Genomic DNA, 16,137 nt, shown 5'->3' with positions numbered 1-16,137 from the left:
CCATTCGAAGGTCTTATTGCCGCTTTGGCCTTGGGCTTGTAATTTGTCTAAAGGATTAAGCCTTTTTTGCATCCATTGGATCGCCTTGGGGCTCGACATGAGATCAAAGCACTCTTCCGCGCTCATCGGGGTGGTGGAAGACGACGAATCGGTCCGGTTAGCGACGGCCAGTCTGCTGCGTTCGGCAAACTGGCGGGTTATCGCGTATCCGTCGGCCAATCATCTTCTGAGCGATACGCGTCGGTCCGAACTCGGCCTCGTCGTCACGGATATTCACATGCCAGGCATGGACGGATTTGGATTGCTTGAAGCGATCGGTTCGTGGATGCAGCCAGTTCCCGTCATCTTCATTACCGCATACGTCACGCAAGAGCTTCGCGACAGGTCCAACACCGCGGGAGCGACAGGCTTCTTTTCAAAGCCACTGGACGACACGCGACTGCTCGCGTTGATAGACAGGATAATCGGGAAGCAGCCGAAGACTCGCTCCTCAGTTTGATCGTTACCGCGGACGAAGGACACGATCAGGCAAAAACCTGCCAGAAGGTATCCGAACGTATTACCCAAACATGCGACTGCACAACGCATAGCAGCACATCGGACGATGGAATCGCACGGCATTCGCGCTTAGCCTTTAGTCGGTGCACGCGCAGACGATCGCCAGCGTTTCCGGCATCTTCGACAATTCTTCGCGGCTCGATGTGAACCTACCAGTGAGGTGCGAAATGGATCAGCTTTACATGTTGCGGGCATTCGTGGCAGCCGCGCGGTATCAAAGTTTCAGCAGGGCTGCCGATTCGTTGGATGTCACCACCGGATCGATATCGAAAGCGATCGCCAAGCTCGAAGCGTGTATTCAGACGAGGGTCTTGCTTAGAACAACGAGGTCCGTTTCCCTGACCGAAGCGGCGCAGCCGTACTATCTGATTTGCTGCCGTTTGCTCGAAGAACTCGACGAAGCAAACCGCCGCATTTCGCGGGAGCGCGAGGTCGAAGGCGGAAGGCTGCGGCTCGTCGTGCATCCGATGCTCGTGAGTGAGACATTCTCCCGACTGGTGCGGGACTATCGCGTCATTGCTCCCAATGTAAGTCTCGTCGTTGCTGTCCAGGACGACGCCGTGAATCTGTATGACGGACGTTTCGATATCGCCATTCTGCCGCCGCATCTCGTGGAGCAGTCCGCCGTGATTCGCCGAACGCTGTCCAGAACGCCGCGCATTCTTGTTGCTTCACCCGCTTATCTGGAGCATCACGGCACGCCCGGAATGGCCGCGCATCTCGCCGGTCATTTTTTGCTGGTGGACCGCGAGTCGAGGAAGACGAGCGTGAATTCCATCGATCTGCTCGAGGGAGATCGACGGGTGAGCGTGTCTCCCATGTCGTCGATGAACGGCAACGAAGTATTGTTGCGGGCAGCGGCGCTAACGGGAATCGGCATTGCCACATTACCTGAAACCATGGTTCGCGAAGATATCGACATGGGACATCTCGTGCACATCTTGCCGGAGTGCACGGCATCCGATGGCAACATAGAACTATGCCTCTTCTACTCGCACCGCGAGTTGCTTCCGGCGCGGCTCAGGACGTTCGTCGATTTCTGTGCCGACTTCTTCAGAGCGCCGGCCCCACCCACTGTCCGCGACGCGAAGACGGTTTCACAGGCAACGAATCGTCGCGAAGACTATGCGGTGACGTCATGACGGTTTGGCTGGCGCACGTCGCGATCGCCTGGCCTTACCCGGATGCACTGCGTCAGCTTGCATGGGCACCGTGAACTGAAAGGTGGTGCCGCTCGGCGAGTTCGACGCCACCCACAATTTTCCTCCATGACTTTCGACGATCGAGCGGCAGATCGGCAAACCCAGCCCCAGGCCGTTCGGTTTGGTCGTGAAGAACGCGTCGAAGACGCATTCAAGACGTTCGGCGGCAAGGCCCGGCCCCGAGTCTTGCACGCTCACGCAGAGTTCGTTGACCTCGAGCCTGCTGGTTCGGATCAAAAGCGTTCGCGTGGCCGTGTTCGCGGCGCTCATCGCTTCGATCGCGTTGATCATCAGATTGAGCATCACCTGCTGAAGTTGCACCCGATCGCCGTGTATTTGCGGCAGTCCGTCAACCAGTTGCACAGCCAGTTTGACGCCGCACTTGTCAGCCTCACCTCCCATGAACGCGATCAGCTCGAGAATCGTTTCATTGATGTCGAGACCATCTTTTCGCTGCGGCTCTTTTTTAAAGAAGGCGCGGGTTCGGTCGACTATGTCATTGGCGCGGCTGCTATCCGCGACAATCCGATTGAGCGCCTGACGAACTTCGACGAGGTTGGGCGGTCGCGCCGCGAGCCAGCGCAGGGCCGCGCTCGCATAGGCGGCTGTCGCGGTGATTGGCTGCTTTACTTCGTGTGCGATGGAAGCCGATAGCTGGCCCATTGTTGCCACGCGGTTTGAATGCGCCAGCACCATCTGGAGTTCAAGGTATCTTCGCTCGCTGTCGCGTATTTCCTGTTGCGCCCGCCTTTGTTCGGTCAAGTCCACGATGAAAGCCACGCCGCCTTGGTCCTCGCGCTCGCCAAACGCCGCAGCGCCGACCAGAACCGGCACTCGTCGCCCGTCTTTCCGGAAGTATTCTTTCTCGAAGGGTCTGGCGCTTCCGGTGGTTTTCAGTTCGGCTATCGCCAGTTCATCGCGGCCATGCCACTCAGGCGGAGTCAGATCGGGCCACCTGATAAGACCGGAGAGGAGATCGTGCTGGCTGTAGTCCACCATGCGCAGAAAAGCATCGTTGGCGTCGATGACCTGGCCTTTGAAGTCCCAGATGAAAATGCCGATGATGTTGGACTCGACCAGCCGCCGGACCTTCGACTCGCGCTCCTGAAGATCGGCATAAAGACGCGTGTTTTCGAGCGAAATGGCCGCCTGTGACGCCAGCAAATCGAGTAGCGCGGAGCGGCGCGGCGTGAATACATGCGATGTGGCCGTATTCTCGAGATAGAGCAAGCCGCCCAGCTTGCCCTGCCTGACAAGAGGCAAACAAAACATCGACCGTGTCGCTCCGTGCGACACGTAGTCGTCTTCGGAGAACGAATTGGGTGTCAGCGCATCGTCGATGATGACGCTCTTTTGTGTATGGATCACATAGCGCACGAGCGCCGCGGGAACGGCGGAATCGGCAACCGCCTCGCGGTTCAACTCGATCCGCTCGCCGTTGATGCGCGCTTCCGCTTCAATGCGGTAGCCGCCCTGCCGCTGCGGCACGATCAACACGCCCCGATCGGCGCCGGCGGTCTGTAATGCTATCGTCATCAAGCGCTCGATCAGGCCGGTCAATTCGATCTCGCTGGAAAGGGCTTGAGACGCCTTGAGCAGCGTTGCTGCATCGAGAAGCCGCCAATCATCGCCCAGGGTCGGCGCTAACTTGTGCCCTCTCTGATCGGCGAGGTGGGAATATTGCCTGTCGAGTTGCGCGACTTTGCCGTCGGCGCCCCAAAGAGCAAAGCAGTGACGCGCATTGCGCAAATACGCATCGGCGCTCGTTCTGAGACCACAGCCCAGATAAAAGCGACCGGCAAGCTCGCTGGCGATGCCTTCATGGTGAAGAAAGCCGTTTTCGCGAGCCGAATCGGTCGCCTGTTCGTAGAGACGCATGGCGTCGAGATCGCGGTGCTCGAGGCGCGCCAGCTCCGCGCAGACAAGCGCGTGGCGGTTCTGATAGTTCTCTGGACAGTGCTCGGCCCACAGCGCAAATTTCTGGAGTTTCGCGGCGAGAATGCGCCGGTAGGCCAGTTGCTGTTGGGCCGATGCTTCCGGAAAGAGCGCCGTCAACGCTAGCGCATGGAAGAAGTGAAACGTCGCTTCGATCGGCAGCGCCATCGCGGCGCGGAGCATCGCCTCCGCCTCGTGCGCGGCGTTCAGTGCGTCGGTGTACCGGCCATCGAGAAAAGCGAGCATCGTCTTGATGATGTGATAGAAGGCGATACCGCAGCCGAAGTTCGCCTGGGTGATCGCCCCGAAACATGCGGCTTCGTCGAATGCACCGCCGTTCAGCTTTAGCGTTTCGGCCGACTTGCCCCGCAGGCTGGCGACGAATTGCTGCTCGATCCGGATGGTCTCGTGAACGGGCCCGTTATGGCTCTGAATAGCGAATGCGGCGAATCTTTCCGATTGCGACTGCACCTCTTCGAGGATCGCGCCTTTCTCGATCGCCTGCCAGAGCGTCGTGAATGCGAGGTTGCCCGCAAAGACGAAATCGCCTACTTCCATGCAGGCAACGATCGCCTGTTCCAGAATCGGCAAATTGCTCGCAATATGGCGCCGCCAGAAATTGATGTGGCTGCCATGCAGATGAAGCAGCTTTCCATGGAGGCGCCGGTTGCCGAACTTTTCATTCAACCGCAGCGACATCTCCGAAAATTGCACCGCGCCGGATATGTCGCCGACGATGGAGAGCAGCATCAACGCGTAATTGCCGTAAGCGAAGCTTGAGTTGTCGGTATTGCCGTGCCGCAAGGAGAGGTTGACCGCCTTCAGGGTAATGAGCGGGTAGTACTCGGGCCGCGCCGCGAAGGCACAGGGCATTGCTCCGACCAGAAGATCGATGATCGCCCCTGTGGCAGGGTCGGCCGCCACCGGCGCCTCGACCAGTTCGCCGATTGGGCGCCCCGCCAGATTGAGCGGAATTTCCCGAAACGCCGCATCGACCGCCGCCGGGATGTCTTCGGCGGACTCCGGGAGAACGATGTCGAAATCGCGCAGCGCATTCCGCGCGACGGCGAAGCTCTCGTCATATTTGCCAGCGACCTGGTACAACTCCATGCGCAGGCTGAAAACTTTTGCGCGGTCAAGATTGGAGCGCGCGCTGCCCAGCATCATGTCGAACAGCGCGTCGGCCTCGGCAAAATCGCCAGCCAGATATTGGCATTCCGAAAACGCAAGATAGAGATCGAAGGTGTTTTCATAGCATCGTGCCCAGGCGTCGATCGGCAGCAGCGCGACAGCTTGCGCCAGATACGTGCGGGCCGAAATATACGCGGTCGAATTCATCGCGCGCCTGCCCGCGATGAGATTCAGCGCGACGGTCCGCTCACGCTCTGCATGGTCGGTGATCAGCGCCGCGCCGCGATTGAGGTGGTTGACGATGTCGAAGATCGTCTCTTCGAGCGCTTCCGGCGCGCTCCGTAACGCGAGTGCCCGGCCGATCCGCAGATGCGCCGCGGCAAGATCTTCCGCGGGGATGAGCGCATAGGCGGCCTCCTGCACGCGATCATGCGCGAATGCATAAGCGCCCTCCGCACGAAAGACAAGACCGGCGCGCACGGCTTCCCACAGCTTCGCGTGTAGCGTCTGCGCCGGCTCGTTCTGAACGAGGGTCAGCGAGGCGATCTCGGCGACGTTGCCGAGGCACGCGAGTTGACCCAGTGCGTCGCGCGTCGTGACAGGCAGGCGGCTCAGCTTCGCGGCCATCAGATCCGCTACGTTCTCGGTGAAGCCCTTGGCACGAATGCGCGGCAGATCCCAGGTCCATGTCGCCGTGCGGTGCTCGAAGGTAAGCAGTCTCTCGTCGTTCAGCGCCGTCAGAAACTGGATCGCGAAGAACGGATTACCGCCGGTCTTCTCGTGTACGAGTTGCGCGAGCGGCCTGGCTATCGCGCTGTCGCAGTGAATCGAATCGGCGACGAGCTGCGCGACGCTGTCGGGTTTGAGAGGCGCGAGCACTATCTGCCGCACCTTCCCTCCGGCGGTGCCGATAGCGCCGAGCATATGCGTAAGCGGGTGCGAGCTATCCACTTCGTTGTCCCGATACGCGCCGACCAGCAGAACGTGCCTGACCTCCGGATGCGTGACGAGATGTTCGAGCAGATCGAGTGTCGCCCTGTCGAGCCATTGCAGATCGTCGATGAACAGTGCGAGCGGATGCTCCGGCCGCGCGAACACGCCGAGGAAACGGCGGAATACGATCTGGAAGCGGTTCTGCGCGTCCTGCGGCGGCAGGCTCGGCACGGGCGGCTGCTCGCCGACGATGAGCGCAAGCTCCGGAATCAGATTTACGATCACCTGGCCGTTCGGGCCGAGCGCTTCCACAAGTGCGCGCCGCCACGGCTCGACGTCGGCGTCGCTTTTGCTCAGCAGGTTGCGCACCAGAGACTGGAACGCCTGCGCAAACGGAACATAGGGAATGTCGCGTTTGTACTGATCGAACTTGCCGGCGGCGAACAGGCCGCGCGGCGGCACTAGCACCGTGTGCAGTTCGTTGACGACCGACGACTTGCCGATGCCCGCGTAGCCGGCGATCAGCACCAGTTCAGGCGCGGCGCCGGCCACGATCCGATCGAATGCCGCGATAAGGGCTTCGATCTGAACCTCACGCCCGTACAGTTTCTCCGGGATCAGTAGCCGGCTCGACACGTCGTGCGCGCCGAGCGGAAACGGAGTGATCTCGCGGTGCGCCTGCCATGCAGCAAGGCACGCCCGAAGGTCGGCTTCGACACCCATGGCGGTCTGATAACGGTTCTCAGCGGCCTTGGCGAGCAGTTTCAGAACGATGCCTCCGACCGCTTGCGGAATACCGTCGACGCGCTCGCCGGGCGGTGTCGGTCTGCGTGTGATGTGACAATGAATCCATTCCATCGCATCCGATGCCGCGAACGGCAGCGACCCGGTGAGCATTTCGTACAGCGTGACGCCAAGCGAGTAGAGATCGCTGCGTGCGTCGATCGAACGGTTCATACGGCCTGTCTGCTCGGGCGCCATGTATGCGAAGGTGCCCGCCACGATCTCCGGTGGCGCGGGCGGCTGACGTTCCTGCGGCAACTGCGACGCGATACCGAAGCCGGTGAGCCGCACGTTGCCCTCCGTGTCGACGAGAACGTTCGCCGGCTTGATGTCCTTGTGAACGAGGCCGCAACGATGAACCTGGCCGATCGCTCTCGCGAGATTGACCGCGATACTCAAAAAACGCCCCATTTCCAACGGCCCGCCGAGCATGCAATCCAGCGGCTCGCCGCCGTTGTCGGCCAGCACGAGCATCGGCGGTACGCGGCGCTGATCGAGCGCGAGAGGCTGCGCCGCCCAACTGGCGTCGAGCAGCGGGGCTAATCCGTATTCGTGTTCGAGACGTGTGATGCTTTGGGATGCGGCGCGCGTCGCGAACAGCGCAAGCACCGAGACGGGATGGCTGGCTCCGCGGGCGCGATATAGCGCGAAGTCGCCGTCGGCGCGCAGCGGCTCCAACTCATACCCCGTCAGATCCACGATGAACTCCCTTGTCGCGCCGTCGACTCCGGTTTCACTGCCGTTTGCTTTGCGGAATGAAGCCCGGGCTGCCGGTCTTCACGACTTCGTTGAATCTTTGCCTAGTCTGAATGCTGTTGACTTCGTCGAATGCGTCGGCCGGAAGCGCGGAGATGTCGAAGTTCTCTCTTGCGCGGGCCCCGGTCTTTGGCGTGGTAAGCAAAGCCCCGCCACGTTGCAGCGCCCACGCAAGCAGTACCTGCGCCGGCGTTTTTCCGGTTCGCGCGGCAATCGCGGCGATGACCAGGTCGTCGAGCGGCCCAGGCTTTATTCCGTGACCCAATGGCGCAAAAGCCAAGAACACCATGCCCTTCTCCTGGCAGAATTCCAGAAGTTCTGTTTCCGGAAGATACGGGTGTGCCTCGACCTGTACCACCGCCGGCTTGATCCGTGCCGATTCGTAGAGCGGCCGCAATTCGTCCAGGCCGATGTCGGACAGTCCAATGGCGCGGCAGTTACCACGGTCGACGAGATTTTCCATTGCCCGCCACGTATCGAGCAAGGTCACGCCTCGATCGTAGATGACAGCGCCGTTTTCATCGCGGGGGTCCTGCTCATCCCCCGGCCGAAACGCGAACGGAGTGTGAATCAGATAGAGATCCAGATAGTCGAGTCCAAGCCTGGCAAGACTCGCATCGAAAGCCGCTTCAACGCGCTCGGGCCGGTGATTGGTGTTCCACAACTTCGTGGTCACGAAAATCTCCTCGCGCGCAATGGCCCCCGCAGCGAGCCCTGCCTGCAGAGCCTCGCCCACCTCACGTTCGTTCCGATAGCGCTCGGCACAGTCGAAGTGCCGATATCCGACTTCCAGCGCGTCTCTGGTCGCACTGATCGTGGTCGCGGGATCGGCAATCAGCGTGCCGAATCCGAGTGCGGGCATACGGCCGCCCCCGTGACCAAGCGCTATCGTGCTGCTTCGAAAATCGGATGACTCAATCATGGCAACACCTCCGCACTATTTCGTGTGCCCGGCGACGAAGGAACAACGCTCGGCAAAGCGATTGCGGCGCCAGGTTCATTAACAGAAGAAACATCAAACACGTGAGCTGCGTACGTTGAGTCGCGTTGCTTGACGGAATGTGACGCACCCGCTTCATCGGAAGGGCGCGACTTCGGATCGTTGGGCAAAGAGGGAAAGTTGCATTCGATAGCCAATGCGAGCATCACAGTGGTCGAGAAGCTCCTCTTTGTTAAGCTGAATGCGGTAATGAATGCGCGGGAGTAAAAGGCATCGGGTGGAGCGGCGTTGATTCGCGAGTCAGCCGCCTTCGGGTCGACCGGGTACTGAATAGATCGCCTCCCGATTCAGTGTAGCAGACGAATTACAGGGCAACAGAGGAAGGTTTCAGCGCGAGTGCCGCCAGCGTTCGCTCTTCCCAATACGTCACCAAGCCGTTGCAGATCTTCTCGAAAGCAAAGTGTTAGCCAAAGACCGCGGAGTGCTCTCAAGTCGCTCTTCGCGCTGGTAGCGCTAACCGCGGCGTGCCTAGCACTACGGTCGCAACCCGCGACGCGGACCGCCGCGTCAGGAAGCGCACGCCAAAGCACGACAGCTTGTTGAACAGGCCGGGCACCACCGTCCGCTTGCCGCGCAGCATCGCGCGGATCGCGGCGTGCGCGACGAACTCCGCGCTTTTCGTCGACGCATTCGCGATCCACGAGTAGTCGCCTCCGCCGGACGAAGCGTGGAACGCGGTCTCGGTGCCGCCAGGGCAGATGCAGGTCACCGACAGCGGCGTGCCGCGGTGCTCGTCGTGGAGGCCCTCGCTGAAGTTACGGACGAACGCCTTCGACGCGGCGTACAGCGCCATGTTCGGCACTGACTGATACGCGCCGGTAGACGCGATGTTCACCATGTACGCGGGTCCGGTGTTTGCCTTGTGTGCGTCAACGAAGCACCGCGCGAGTGCGACGAGCGAGGTCACGTTCAGTTGGACGAGCTCGGCGTCGCGCGCCCAGTCGACCTCGTCGAACCGGCGGAAGTAGCCGAACCCGGCGTTGTTGATCAGGATGTCGATCGGGCCGGCCGCGGTGGCAGAAGCCCACAGCGCGTGCGCGGCGTCGGGCTTGCCGAGATCAGCGGTAACGATCTCGACCTTCACGCCCTTGCAGGTCGCGGCGACCGCCTCGAGTGCGTCGCGGCGCCGCGCCGTCAGCACGAGATCGATGCCGAGCGCCGCGAGCTCACGCGCGATTGCCGCGCCAATGCCGCTAGATGCGCCGGTCACGAGCGCGCGCTTGCCGATGTTGACCGCTGTATATGTAGTACTCAAATCGTTCTCCTTGTCGTGTGAAAAATGACGCTAGCCAAGTTATCCGGGACCTTGCGGTTGCTGATCGGCTCTATCTCATCTCGACGACGACCTTGCCCCTGGAACGCCCCTGGGCAAGGTATTCAAGGGCTTCCTTTGCCTGCTCGAATGGAAACACCTTGTCGATAACCGGCCGGATGCGCTCTGCCTCGAGGAGTTTGCCGATCTGGGCGAGTTGATCGCCATCGGGACGCACGAACAAAAACGAGTAAGTGACTTCCCGCTTTTTCGCCACGCGCATGATCTTGCGGCTCATCAAGCCGAACACGAACGTCAGGAAGAAGTTCGCCCGTCGAGCGCGAGCGAATGCCACGTCCAGTGGCCCGACCAGAGAGACCACCGTGCCCCGCGGCTTGAGGATAGGGATGGCTTTCTCCAACGCGTCACCCCTGACCGTGCCAAGCACCGCGTCGTAGCCGTGTAGCACGTTCTCGAACTCCTGCTTCCTGTAGTCGACCACCTCGTCCGCGCCGAGGCTGCGCACCAGTTCGACGTTGCCCGTGCTGGTGGTCGTTCCCACTTTGGCGCCAAGGTGCTTTGCCAGCTGAATCGCAAACGTGCCAATACCGCCGGAGCCTGCCGGGATGAACACTTTTTGAGCGGCCCGAAGATTGGCGCGTTCCTTCAGCGCTTGCCACGAGGTGAGCCCGACCATCGGGATCGACGCCGCCTGCACGAAGTCCAGGTTGGCCGGCTTCATCGCGGCAGCGCTCTCCGGTACCACCGCGAACTCGGCGATCGAGCCCGTACCCAGGTCGAAGATGCTGGCGAAGACGGCATCGCCGGGTCTGAAGCGAGTCACGCGGCTGCCGACCTCCGTCACCACACCGGCCAGATCGCTGCCCAGCGTAGCCGGAAGCTGGAACCGAAGGACGGGTTTGAAGATGCCGGTGGGGACTACGTTGTCGATCGGGTTCACGCCCGCAGCGTGGACTTGAACCAGCAGTTCGTCCGGCTTCAGCGTCGGGCGGGGAACTTCGGCAAACCCGATGTCAGGCGACTTGCCATAGCGTTTGAAGGTGAGTGCTTTCATGGTTTTCCCTGTTCCTGACGTAGCCAGGTCTGTGAACGGCGTGGCATGGCGCGCCGGTAGGTGCAGGCTTTTCTCAACGGCTGGATTGTCGGGAGCGCGCGGCATACAGGAAAGCCATAACCAGCACGACCTCGATTGCAACAGGCACCAGCATGCCGGGTCCGGCATGGCCGTGGATGAGCTCAACGATGCCGAGAACCGCGAGCAGTAGGCAAGCGACGATAGCCCCGCTGAGTAAGGCCGAGCGGGCTGGCGATGGCGCTGCATTCCTGGCCTGGAGGAACATGACACCGATGCCCGCATACAGAGCCGCCGCCCGGCGGCCCAACAAGTCAGTGGAGCCTGAAGGATCAACGCCCCAACGGGATAGCAGCGCACCGGGCGCGAACATCCAGGTGAGCGCCAGGGCCAGGAAAATGAATGCGGTCAAGATCGCCACATTGCGAAAGCTCATGTTCACAGGAAGAGGCCTCGGCATACTCATGCGTTGACGTCAACGACGGTACGGCCCTGGACTTTTCCGTCGAACAATCGCTCAATGACCGCGGGCACTTCGGCCAAGCCAACCACATGTGTCGTTCGCGCGAGCTTGTCCAGATCCAGGTCCCGCGCCAGCCGTGACCAGGCCTCGATGCGCACCTGTTGGGGTGCATTGACCGAATCGATGCCGGCCAGCGTCACATTGCGCAAGATGAAAGGCAGCACCGAGGCCGGAAGATCCATGCCCTGGGCCAGGCCGCAAGCGGTGACCACGCCGCGATACTTTGTCTGTGCCAGCACGTTGGCCAGCGTGTGGCTGCCGACCGAGTCGACGGCGCCGGCCCACCTTTCCTTGGCTATCGGCGCCCCCGGCTCCGACAGCGTACGGCGATCGATGATGTCGGCAGCCCCCAGGCTGCGCAGATAGTCGCTTTCATCAAGCCGCCCTGTGGATGCGACGACCCGGTATCCGAGACCCGACAGGAGGGCGATGGCGATGGAACCGACGCCACCATTGGCGCCCGTCACGAGAACGTCGCCATGCGAGGGCGTGAGCCCGCCATGCTCAAGCGCGAGCACAGACAGCATCGCCGTGTACCCCGCCGTTCCGATGGCCATCGCGTCTTTGGTGGACAGGGCTGCTGGGAGCTTGACCAGCCACTCACCTTTCACGCGCGCCTGCTGCGCATAGCCGCCGTGGTGGGTTTGGCTCAAGCTCCAGCCATTGGCGACGACGCGGTCGCCAGCAGCGATGCCGGGGTAGGAGGAAGTCTTGACCGTGCCGGCGAAGTCGATGCCGGGAATCAAAGGGAACTGACGAATTACCTCTGCGCGGCCGGTGATGGCTATCGCGTCCTTGTAGTTCACGGTGGAGTAATCGACGTCGACCACGACGTCTCCGGGCATGAGGTCCGGTTCACTCAGCGAAACCACGCTGGTGGTGATCTTGTCACCTGTCTTGCTGGCGAGCAGTGCTTGGAATGTCATCGTCTTCTCTCAAATGGAGTGTTATTTAGAACGGGGTGCGAAACGGCTAGCCGCCTATGCGTCGAGCCGAAGGTCTTTGCGCAAGCCGGCGTCCAGTACGCTGGCGGGCGCGAACCTGCGCAGCAGGCGCAGGCGGCTGGCCATGCCGGGGGCGTAGTGGGTTTTGGGCAGCGCGGTGGCGGCCGCCTTCAACACGATGTCGGCCACCACCTCGGGGCCGTCTGCGCCGGCGATTCCTTCTTTGAGCCGCTGCTCCATGCCCGCGCGAATTTCGCGGTACATGTCCAGCGGCGTATCGGGCTGCATCAGATTCGCTTCGAACGGCGTGTTGATATAGGGCGGCTCCACCACCGAGACGCGAATGCCCTGCGTGCGCAATTCATGGTCTAGCGATTCCGAATAGCCGGCGACCGCGTGCTTCGTGGCGGAGTACAGCGCCATATAAGGTGCGGGCAGGAACCCCACCACGGAGCCGATGTTGATGATGCGACCACTCGCCTGGCGACGCATATGCGGTACGACGGACCGGACCATCCGTACCATGCCGAAGAAGTTGGTGTCGAAGATAGCCTGCGCCTGCGCAATCGAACTCTCTTCCGCGCCCGCTGGTGCGACTCCGAAGCCGGCGTTGTTGACCAGCAGGTCGATGCGGCCCTCCAGCTGGATAAGTTGCTGGACCAAAGCATCGACCGACGCGTCTTGGGTCACATCGAGTGGCAGCATCTCGAACGCTCGCTGGCCCGCCTGGCCGCCGCGCCGGCTGGTGCCGTATACCTTGTAACCGGCCTTTGACAGCCGCTGCGCAGTGGCTTCGCCTATGCCCGACGAGGCCCCTGTTACGAGGGCCAATTTCTTCATGTTCATGCTGTTTCTCCTTCAGAGCTTGATATTCGCATGATGTTCGTCATATTATTGTGCGAGCGAAAAATCGATGGGTTCAAGTGGCGTCAGACGATGGGCAGGTGCTTCAAGGCAGCCGCACGCAGGCTGTCGGACAGCGCAGGCTCGTCGGCGACGCGCGCCAACAGCAAGGTGCCAACCAGGGTGGCGACGGTCACGAGGGCGCGTTCGTGGACATCGGGCTGCCCCCAATCCGGCGACTGGCGGGCAACAAGATCGACCATTTCCTTGATGTACCGGGTGGTCACGCGCCGGACTTCGGGCGCTTGGCGCACGGTTTCCGAGCCCAGCGCGGCAAGGGGGCAGCCCTGCTCCACCTGCTCGAGGTTTTCTCGCGAGAGATAGGCGTGGAACATGTAGGTCAAAGCCTGTTCCGGGGGCACGCTGGCAACCCCTTCTGCCGCCGCGGCCGCCGACTCCGCACAGGCCCGCCCCGCTGCTTCCGCCAGCATGGCCTCGCGCGACGCGAAGTGGGCGTAGAAGGCGCCATGGGTCAAGCCGGCCTCCTTCATGATGTCGGCGACTCCGGTTCCGTCGTAGCCGCTGCGACGGATCGCCCGCGCAGCGACGGACACGATGCGCTCGTGTGAGGCTTCCTTGGCTGCCGTTCTGGCAGTGGGTTTCGTATTTCGCATGATGCATATCATACGCTAGATCAAAAAAGTGTGCTGTGACGTTTTTGGGCGAACCATGCAGGCGTCGACCTCGGAGGCTGATACGTTCGACCGTGCGCAAGTAACGCCCAGATCGTTCGCGCAACCTTGTTAGCCAGCGCGACAGCCACGACGTTCGTAGGTCGTCGGGCACGTGGCTCGTGTGCCTTGCAACCCCTCACCCCTTCCGCCCTGCCCGCTGTTTCCGGGCGTAAATCAGCGCTCCTGTCTCAACCGGCACGAAGGGCGCCTGAAAATGATCGATCAGAAAATCAATGAACGCTCTGGCGCGCGCGGTCTGATTTCGCTGACTCGGGTAGTACACGAACAAATCGGCTGAAGGCAGTGGGGTATCCGGCAACACCAGTCTCAACCGGCCGCTCTGGACGTACTTCGCCAGGTCCCATTCGGATCGAATCAGGATTCCGTGACCGTCGAGTGCCCAACGCAATACGATGTCGCCGTCATTGCTCGAGAGCGCTCCTTTGACTTTGAGCGCTTCGAGGTGGTCATCCTTTATGTATCTCCAAACGCCGTAAGCATCGTCATTCTGACGATGAATGATGCACCGGTGGTCAACCAGATCTTCGACGCGCTCCGGCGTCCCAAAACGCTCGAGGTACCTGGAAGAGGCGCAAAGAAAACGCCGGTTGCTCATGATGCGCCGCGCGCTTAGGCGGCTATCGGGGAGTTCGCCAAAACGGATCGCCATATCGAACCCATCGGCAACCAGATCGATGGGGCGGTCGGTCACTTCAAACTGGATCTCGACCTTGGGAAATCGCTTCGCGAAATCAGACACCAGCGGCGCGATGGTCGTGCGTCCGAATCCGAGCGTCGCATTGATACGCAGAAGACCGTGAGGATCGGTACGAGTCCCTGATATCTCCTCCTCCATCTGCCGGACCTGTTCGACGATGTGCGTTGCGTAGCGCAGGTAAGTCTCGCCTTCGGGCGTCAGGCTGACATTCCGGGTTGTCCTGTTGACCAGCCTGACCCCTAGTCGCTGCTCGATCAACCCCAGGCGCTTGGTCGCCGCCGGCGGCGTGAGATCGAGCGCGCGGGCCGCACCGGACAGGCTCTTGAGCCTCGCTAGGAGAATAAAAAAATCGAAGTCGGAAGCGATGTCGGTTGCCATTTCCGTTATTCACCCACGGTAAAAAATGAAATGAATTTAGGCAAAGTATAGCGCCGGCTTTCGCGGATAAGCTACGTTTCATTGCAGCCCCATGCAACGCAATACGTATTCAGAACTCAGGAGACACCGCCATGAGAATCGTTGAAATCCGCGAAAAGACCGTTCCGATCAGCTCTCCGATCCGGAATGCCTACATTGACTTCAGCAAGATGACGCTGAGTCTCGTCGCCGTGGTGACGGATGTCATCCGGGACGGAAAGCCGGTGGTGGGTTACGGCTTCAATTCCAACGGCCGCTATGGCCAGGGCAAGCTCATGCGCGAGCGCTTCATTCCGCGCATTCTGGAAGCCGATTCCGCCAGCCTCGTCAATGACGCAGGTGACAACCTCGATCCCCACAAGATCTGGGCAACGATGTTCACCAACGAAAAGCCCGGCGGCCACGGCGAGCGCTCGGTGGCGATCGGCACGATCGACATGGCGATCTGGGACGCGGTAGCGAAGATCGAAGGCAAACCGCTGTTCCAACTGCTGGCCGACCGTTATGGCAATGGTCGGCCCAATCGCAAGATCTTCGTGTACGCGGCCGGCGGTTACTACTATCCGGGCCAGGACCACGAAAAGCTCAAGGACGAAATGCGCAGCTACATCGACCGGGGCTATACGGTCGTGAAGAAGAAGATTGGTGGCGCTTCGCTCGATGAAGACCTGCGCCGCATCGATTCGATTCTGAGCGTGCTGCAGGACGGCCAGAAACTCGCCGTCGACGCCAACGGGCGCTTCGACCTCGACACCGCGATTCAGTACGCGAAGGCGTTATCGCAGTACGACCTGTTCTGGTACGAAGAACCGGGCGATCCGCTCGACTTCGAACTGCAGGCGACGCTGCGTAACTACTACGACAAGCCGATGGCAACCGGCGAGGATCTGTTCTCGATGCAGGACGCGCGCAATCTGATCCGTTATGGCGGCATGCGTCCCGACCGTGACTGGCTGCAGTTCGATTGCGCGCTGAGCTATGGTCTCGTCGAGTACCTGCGCACGCTCGACATGCTGCATCAGCACGGCTGGTCGCCGAGCCGATGCATTCCACACGGTGGTCACCAGATGTCGCTGAACATCGCGGCGGGCCTTGGTCTGGGCGGCAATGAATCGTATCCCGACCTGTTCCAGCCGTATGGCGGCTTCCCCGATGGCGTGAAAGTGGACGGCGGCTACATCACGATGCCCGATCTGCCCGGCATCGGTTTTGAAGGCAAGGCAGATCTTTACGCTGAGATGCAAAAGCTGTCCGCATAAGCCGTCAAGCGGCGAACGCCGGCAAAAGCGTCGGCGGAGCGTTCAAAAAAATACAT

The 16,137-nt window shown here is 61.1% G+C and carries 12 protein-coding genes and 1 pseudogene; 3 read left to right on the top strand and 10 right to left on the bottom strand.

Annotated elements, in window-relative coordinates; all coding sequences use genetic code 11:
• Window positions 1-97 precede the first annotated feature (97 nt).
• Window positions 98-499 (top strand): response regulator, encoded by a 402-nt coding sequence (locus ACOCG7_RS06665; RefSeq protein WP_073430305.1) that lies wholly within the window; start codon window positions 98-100, stop codon window positions 497-499.
• A gap of 226 nt (window positions 500-725) precedes the next feature.
• Complete coding sequence (locus tag ACOCG7_RS06660; RefSeq protein ID WP_421377341.1) at window positions 726-1,700, top strand: LysR family transcriptional regulator; 975 nt, start codon at window positions 726-728, stop codon at window positions 1,698-1,700.
• Here the strand turns inward: ACOCG7_RS06660 and ACOCG7_RS06655 are convergent.
• The 10 genes and pseudogenes from ACOCG7_RS06655 to ACOCG7_RS06610 all read right to left on the bottom strand — a co-directional run bounded on the left by ACOCG7_RS06655 (window position 1,695) and on the right by ACOCG7_RS06610 (window position 14,783).
• Window positions 1,695-5,306 (bottom strand): ATP-binding protein, encoded by a 3,612-nt coding sequence (locus ACOCG7_RS06655; RefSeq protein ID WP_421377579.1) that lies wholly within the window; start codon window positions 5,304-5,306, stop codon window positions 1,695-1,697. The genes ACOCG7_RS06660 and ACOCG7_RS06655 overlap by 6 nt on opposite strands.
• A 552-nt stretch (window positions 5,307-5,858) precedes the next feature.
• Window positions 5,859-6,953 (bottom strand): annotated as a pseudogene (locus tag ACOCG7_RS06650) (serine/threonine protein kinase); the annotation flags it as partial.
• Between the two features lie 322 nt (window positions 6,954-7,275).
• Window positions 7,276-8,220 carry an aldo/keto reductase gene (locus ACOCG7_RS06645; RefSeq protein ID WP_421377339.1) on the bottom strand — a complete coding sequence of 315 codons (945 nt, stop codon included), beginning with the start codon at window positions 8,218-8,220 and terminating at the stop codon, window positions 7,276-7,278.
• Window positions 8,221-8,725: 505 nt separating this feature from the next.
• A complete protein-coding gene (locus ACOCG7_RS06640; RefSeq protein WP_421377337.1) occupies window positions 8,726-9,553 on the bottom strand; it encodes an SDR family NAD(P)-dependent oxidoreductase in 828 nt (275 codons plus the stop codon).
• A gap of 70 nt (window positions 9,554-9,623) precedes the next feature.
• Window positions 9,624-10,625: an NADP-dependent oxidoreductase gene (locus tag ACOCG7_RS06635; protein ID WP_421377335.1), complete on the bottom strand. Its 1,002-nt coding sequence runs from the start codon at window positions 10,623-10,625 to the stop codon at window positions 9,624-9,626.
• 73 nt (window positions 10,626-10,698) lie between these two features.
• Window positions 10,699-11,079 (bottom strand): hypothetical protein, encoded by a 381-nt coding sequence (locus ACOCG7_RS06630; RefSeq protein ID WP_421377577.1) that lies wholly within the window; start codon window positions 11,077-11,079, stop codon window positions 10,699-10,701.
• Between the two features lie 26 nt (window positions 11,080-11,105).
• The gene (locus ACOCG7_RS06625; protein WP_421377333.1) at window positions 11,106-12,092 is read right to left on the bottom strand and encodes an MDR family oxidoreductase; all 987 of its coding nucleotides are present in this window, start codon (window positions 12,090-12,092) and stop codon (window positions 11,106-11,108) included.
• 54 nt (window positions 12,093-12,146) lie between these two features.
• A complete protein-coding gene (locus ACOCG7_RS06620) occupies window positions 12,147-12,956 on the bottom strand; it encodes an oxidoreductase (protein ID WP_421377331.1) in 810 nt (269 codons plus the stop codon).
• Between the two features lie 83 nt (window positions 12,957-13,039).
• On the bottom strand, window positions 13,040-13,639 hold the full coding sequence (locus tag ACOCG7_RS06615; protein WP_421377329.1) for a TetR/AcrR family transcriptional regulator: 600 nt from the start codon (window positions 13,637-13,639) through the stop codon (window positions 13,040-13,042).
• Between the two features lie 184 nt (window positions 13,640-13,823).
• Window positions 13,824-14,783, bottom strand: a complete 960-nt coding sequence (locus tag ACOCG7_RS06610) for a LysR family transcriptional regulator (protein ID WP_421377327.1) — start codon at window positions 14,781-14,783, stop codon at window positions 13,824-13,826.
• A 131-nt stretch (window positions 14,784-14,914) separates the two neighbouring features.
• Here ACOCG7_RS06610 and ACOCG7_RS06605 point away from each other — a divergent pair, with 131 nt between their 5' ends.
• Window positions 14,915-16,081, top strand: coding sequence for a mandelate racemase/muconate lactonizing enzyme family protein (locus ACOCG7_RS06605; protein WP_421377325.1), 1,167 nt, complete (start codon window positions 14,915-14,917; stop codon window positions 16,079-16,081).
• Window positions 16,082-16,137 lie beyond the last annotated feature (56 nt).

The organism is Paraburkholderia sp. DD10 (assembly GCF_049177125.1).
GTDB lineage: Bacteria > Pseudomonadota > Gammaproteobacteria > Burkholderiales > Burkholderiaceae > Paraburkholderia > Paraburkholderia terricola.
This window is presented reverse-complemented; position numbering and strand designations above follow the sequence as displayed.

What these genes read in the sequence shown, in the direction of transcription:
- ACOCG7_RS06660 (WP_421377341.1), top strand. Translation starts at nt 726, where the DNA reads ATGGATCAGCTTTACATGTTGCGGGCATTCGTGGCAGCCGCGCGGTAT.
- ACOCG7_RS06605 (WP_421377325.1), top strand. Translation starts at nt 14,915, where the DNA reads ATGAGAATCGTTGAAATCCGCGAAAAGACCGTTCCGATCAGCTCTCCG.
- ACOCG7_RS06610 (WP_421377327.1), bottom strand. Translation starts at nt 14,783, where the DNA reads ATGGCAACCGACATCGCTTCCGACTTCGATTTTTTTATTCTCCTAGCG.
- ACOCG7_RS06665 (WP_073430305.1), top strand. Translation starts at nt 98, where the DNA reads ATGAGATCAAAGCACTCTTCCGCGCTCATCGGGGTGGTGGAAGACGAC.
- ACOCG7_RS06630 (WP_421377577.1), bottom strand. Translation starts at nt 11,079, where the DNA reads ATGAGCTTTCGCAATGTGGCGATCTTGACCGCATTCATTTTCCTGGCC.
- ACOCG7_RS06645 (WP_421377339.1), bottom strand. Translation starts at nt 8,220, where the DNA reads ATGATTGAGTCATCCGATTTTCGAAGCAGCACGATAGCGCTTGGTCAC.
- ACOCG7_RS06635 (WP_421377335.1), bottom strand. Translation starts at nt 10,625, where the DNA reads ATGAAAGCACTCACCTTCAAACGCTATGGCAAGTCGCCTGACATCGGG.
- ACOCG7_RS06625 (WP_421377333.1), bottom strand. Translation starts at nt 12,092, where the DNA reads ATGACATTCCAAGCACTGCTCGCCAGCAAGACAGGTGACAAGATCACC.
- ACOCG7_RS06620 (WP_421377331.1), bottom strand. Translation starts at nt 12,956, where the DNA reads ATGAACATGAAGAAATTGGCCCTCGTAACAGGGGCCTCGTCGGGCATA.
- ACOCG7_RS06615 (WP_421377329.1), bottom strand. Translation starts at nt 13,639, where the DNA reads ATGATATGCATCATGCGAAATACGAAACCCACTGCCAGAACGGCAGCC.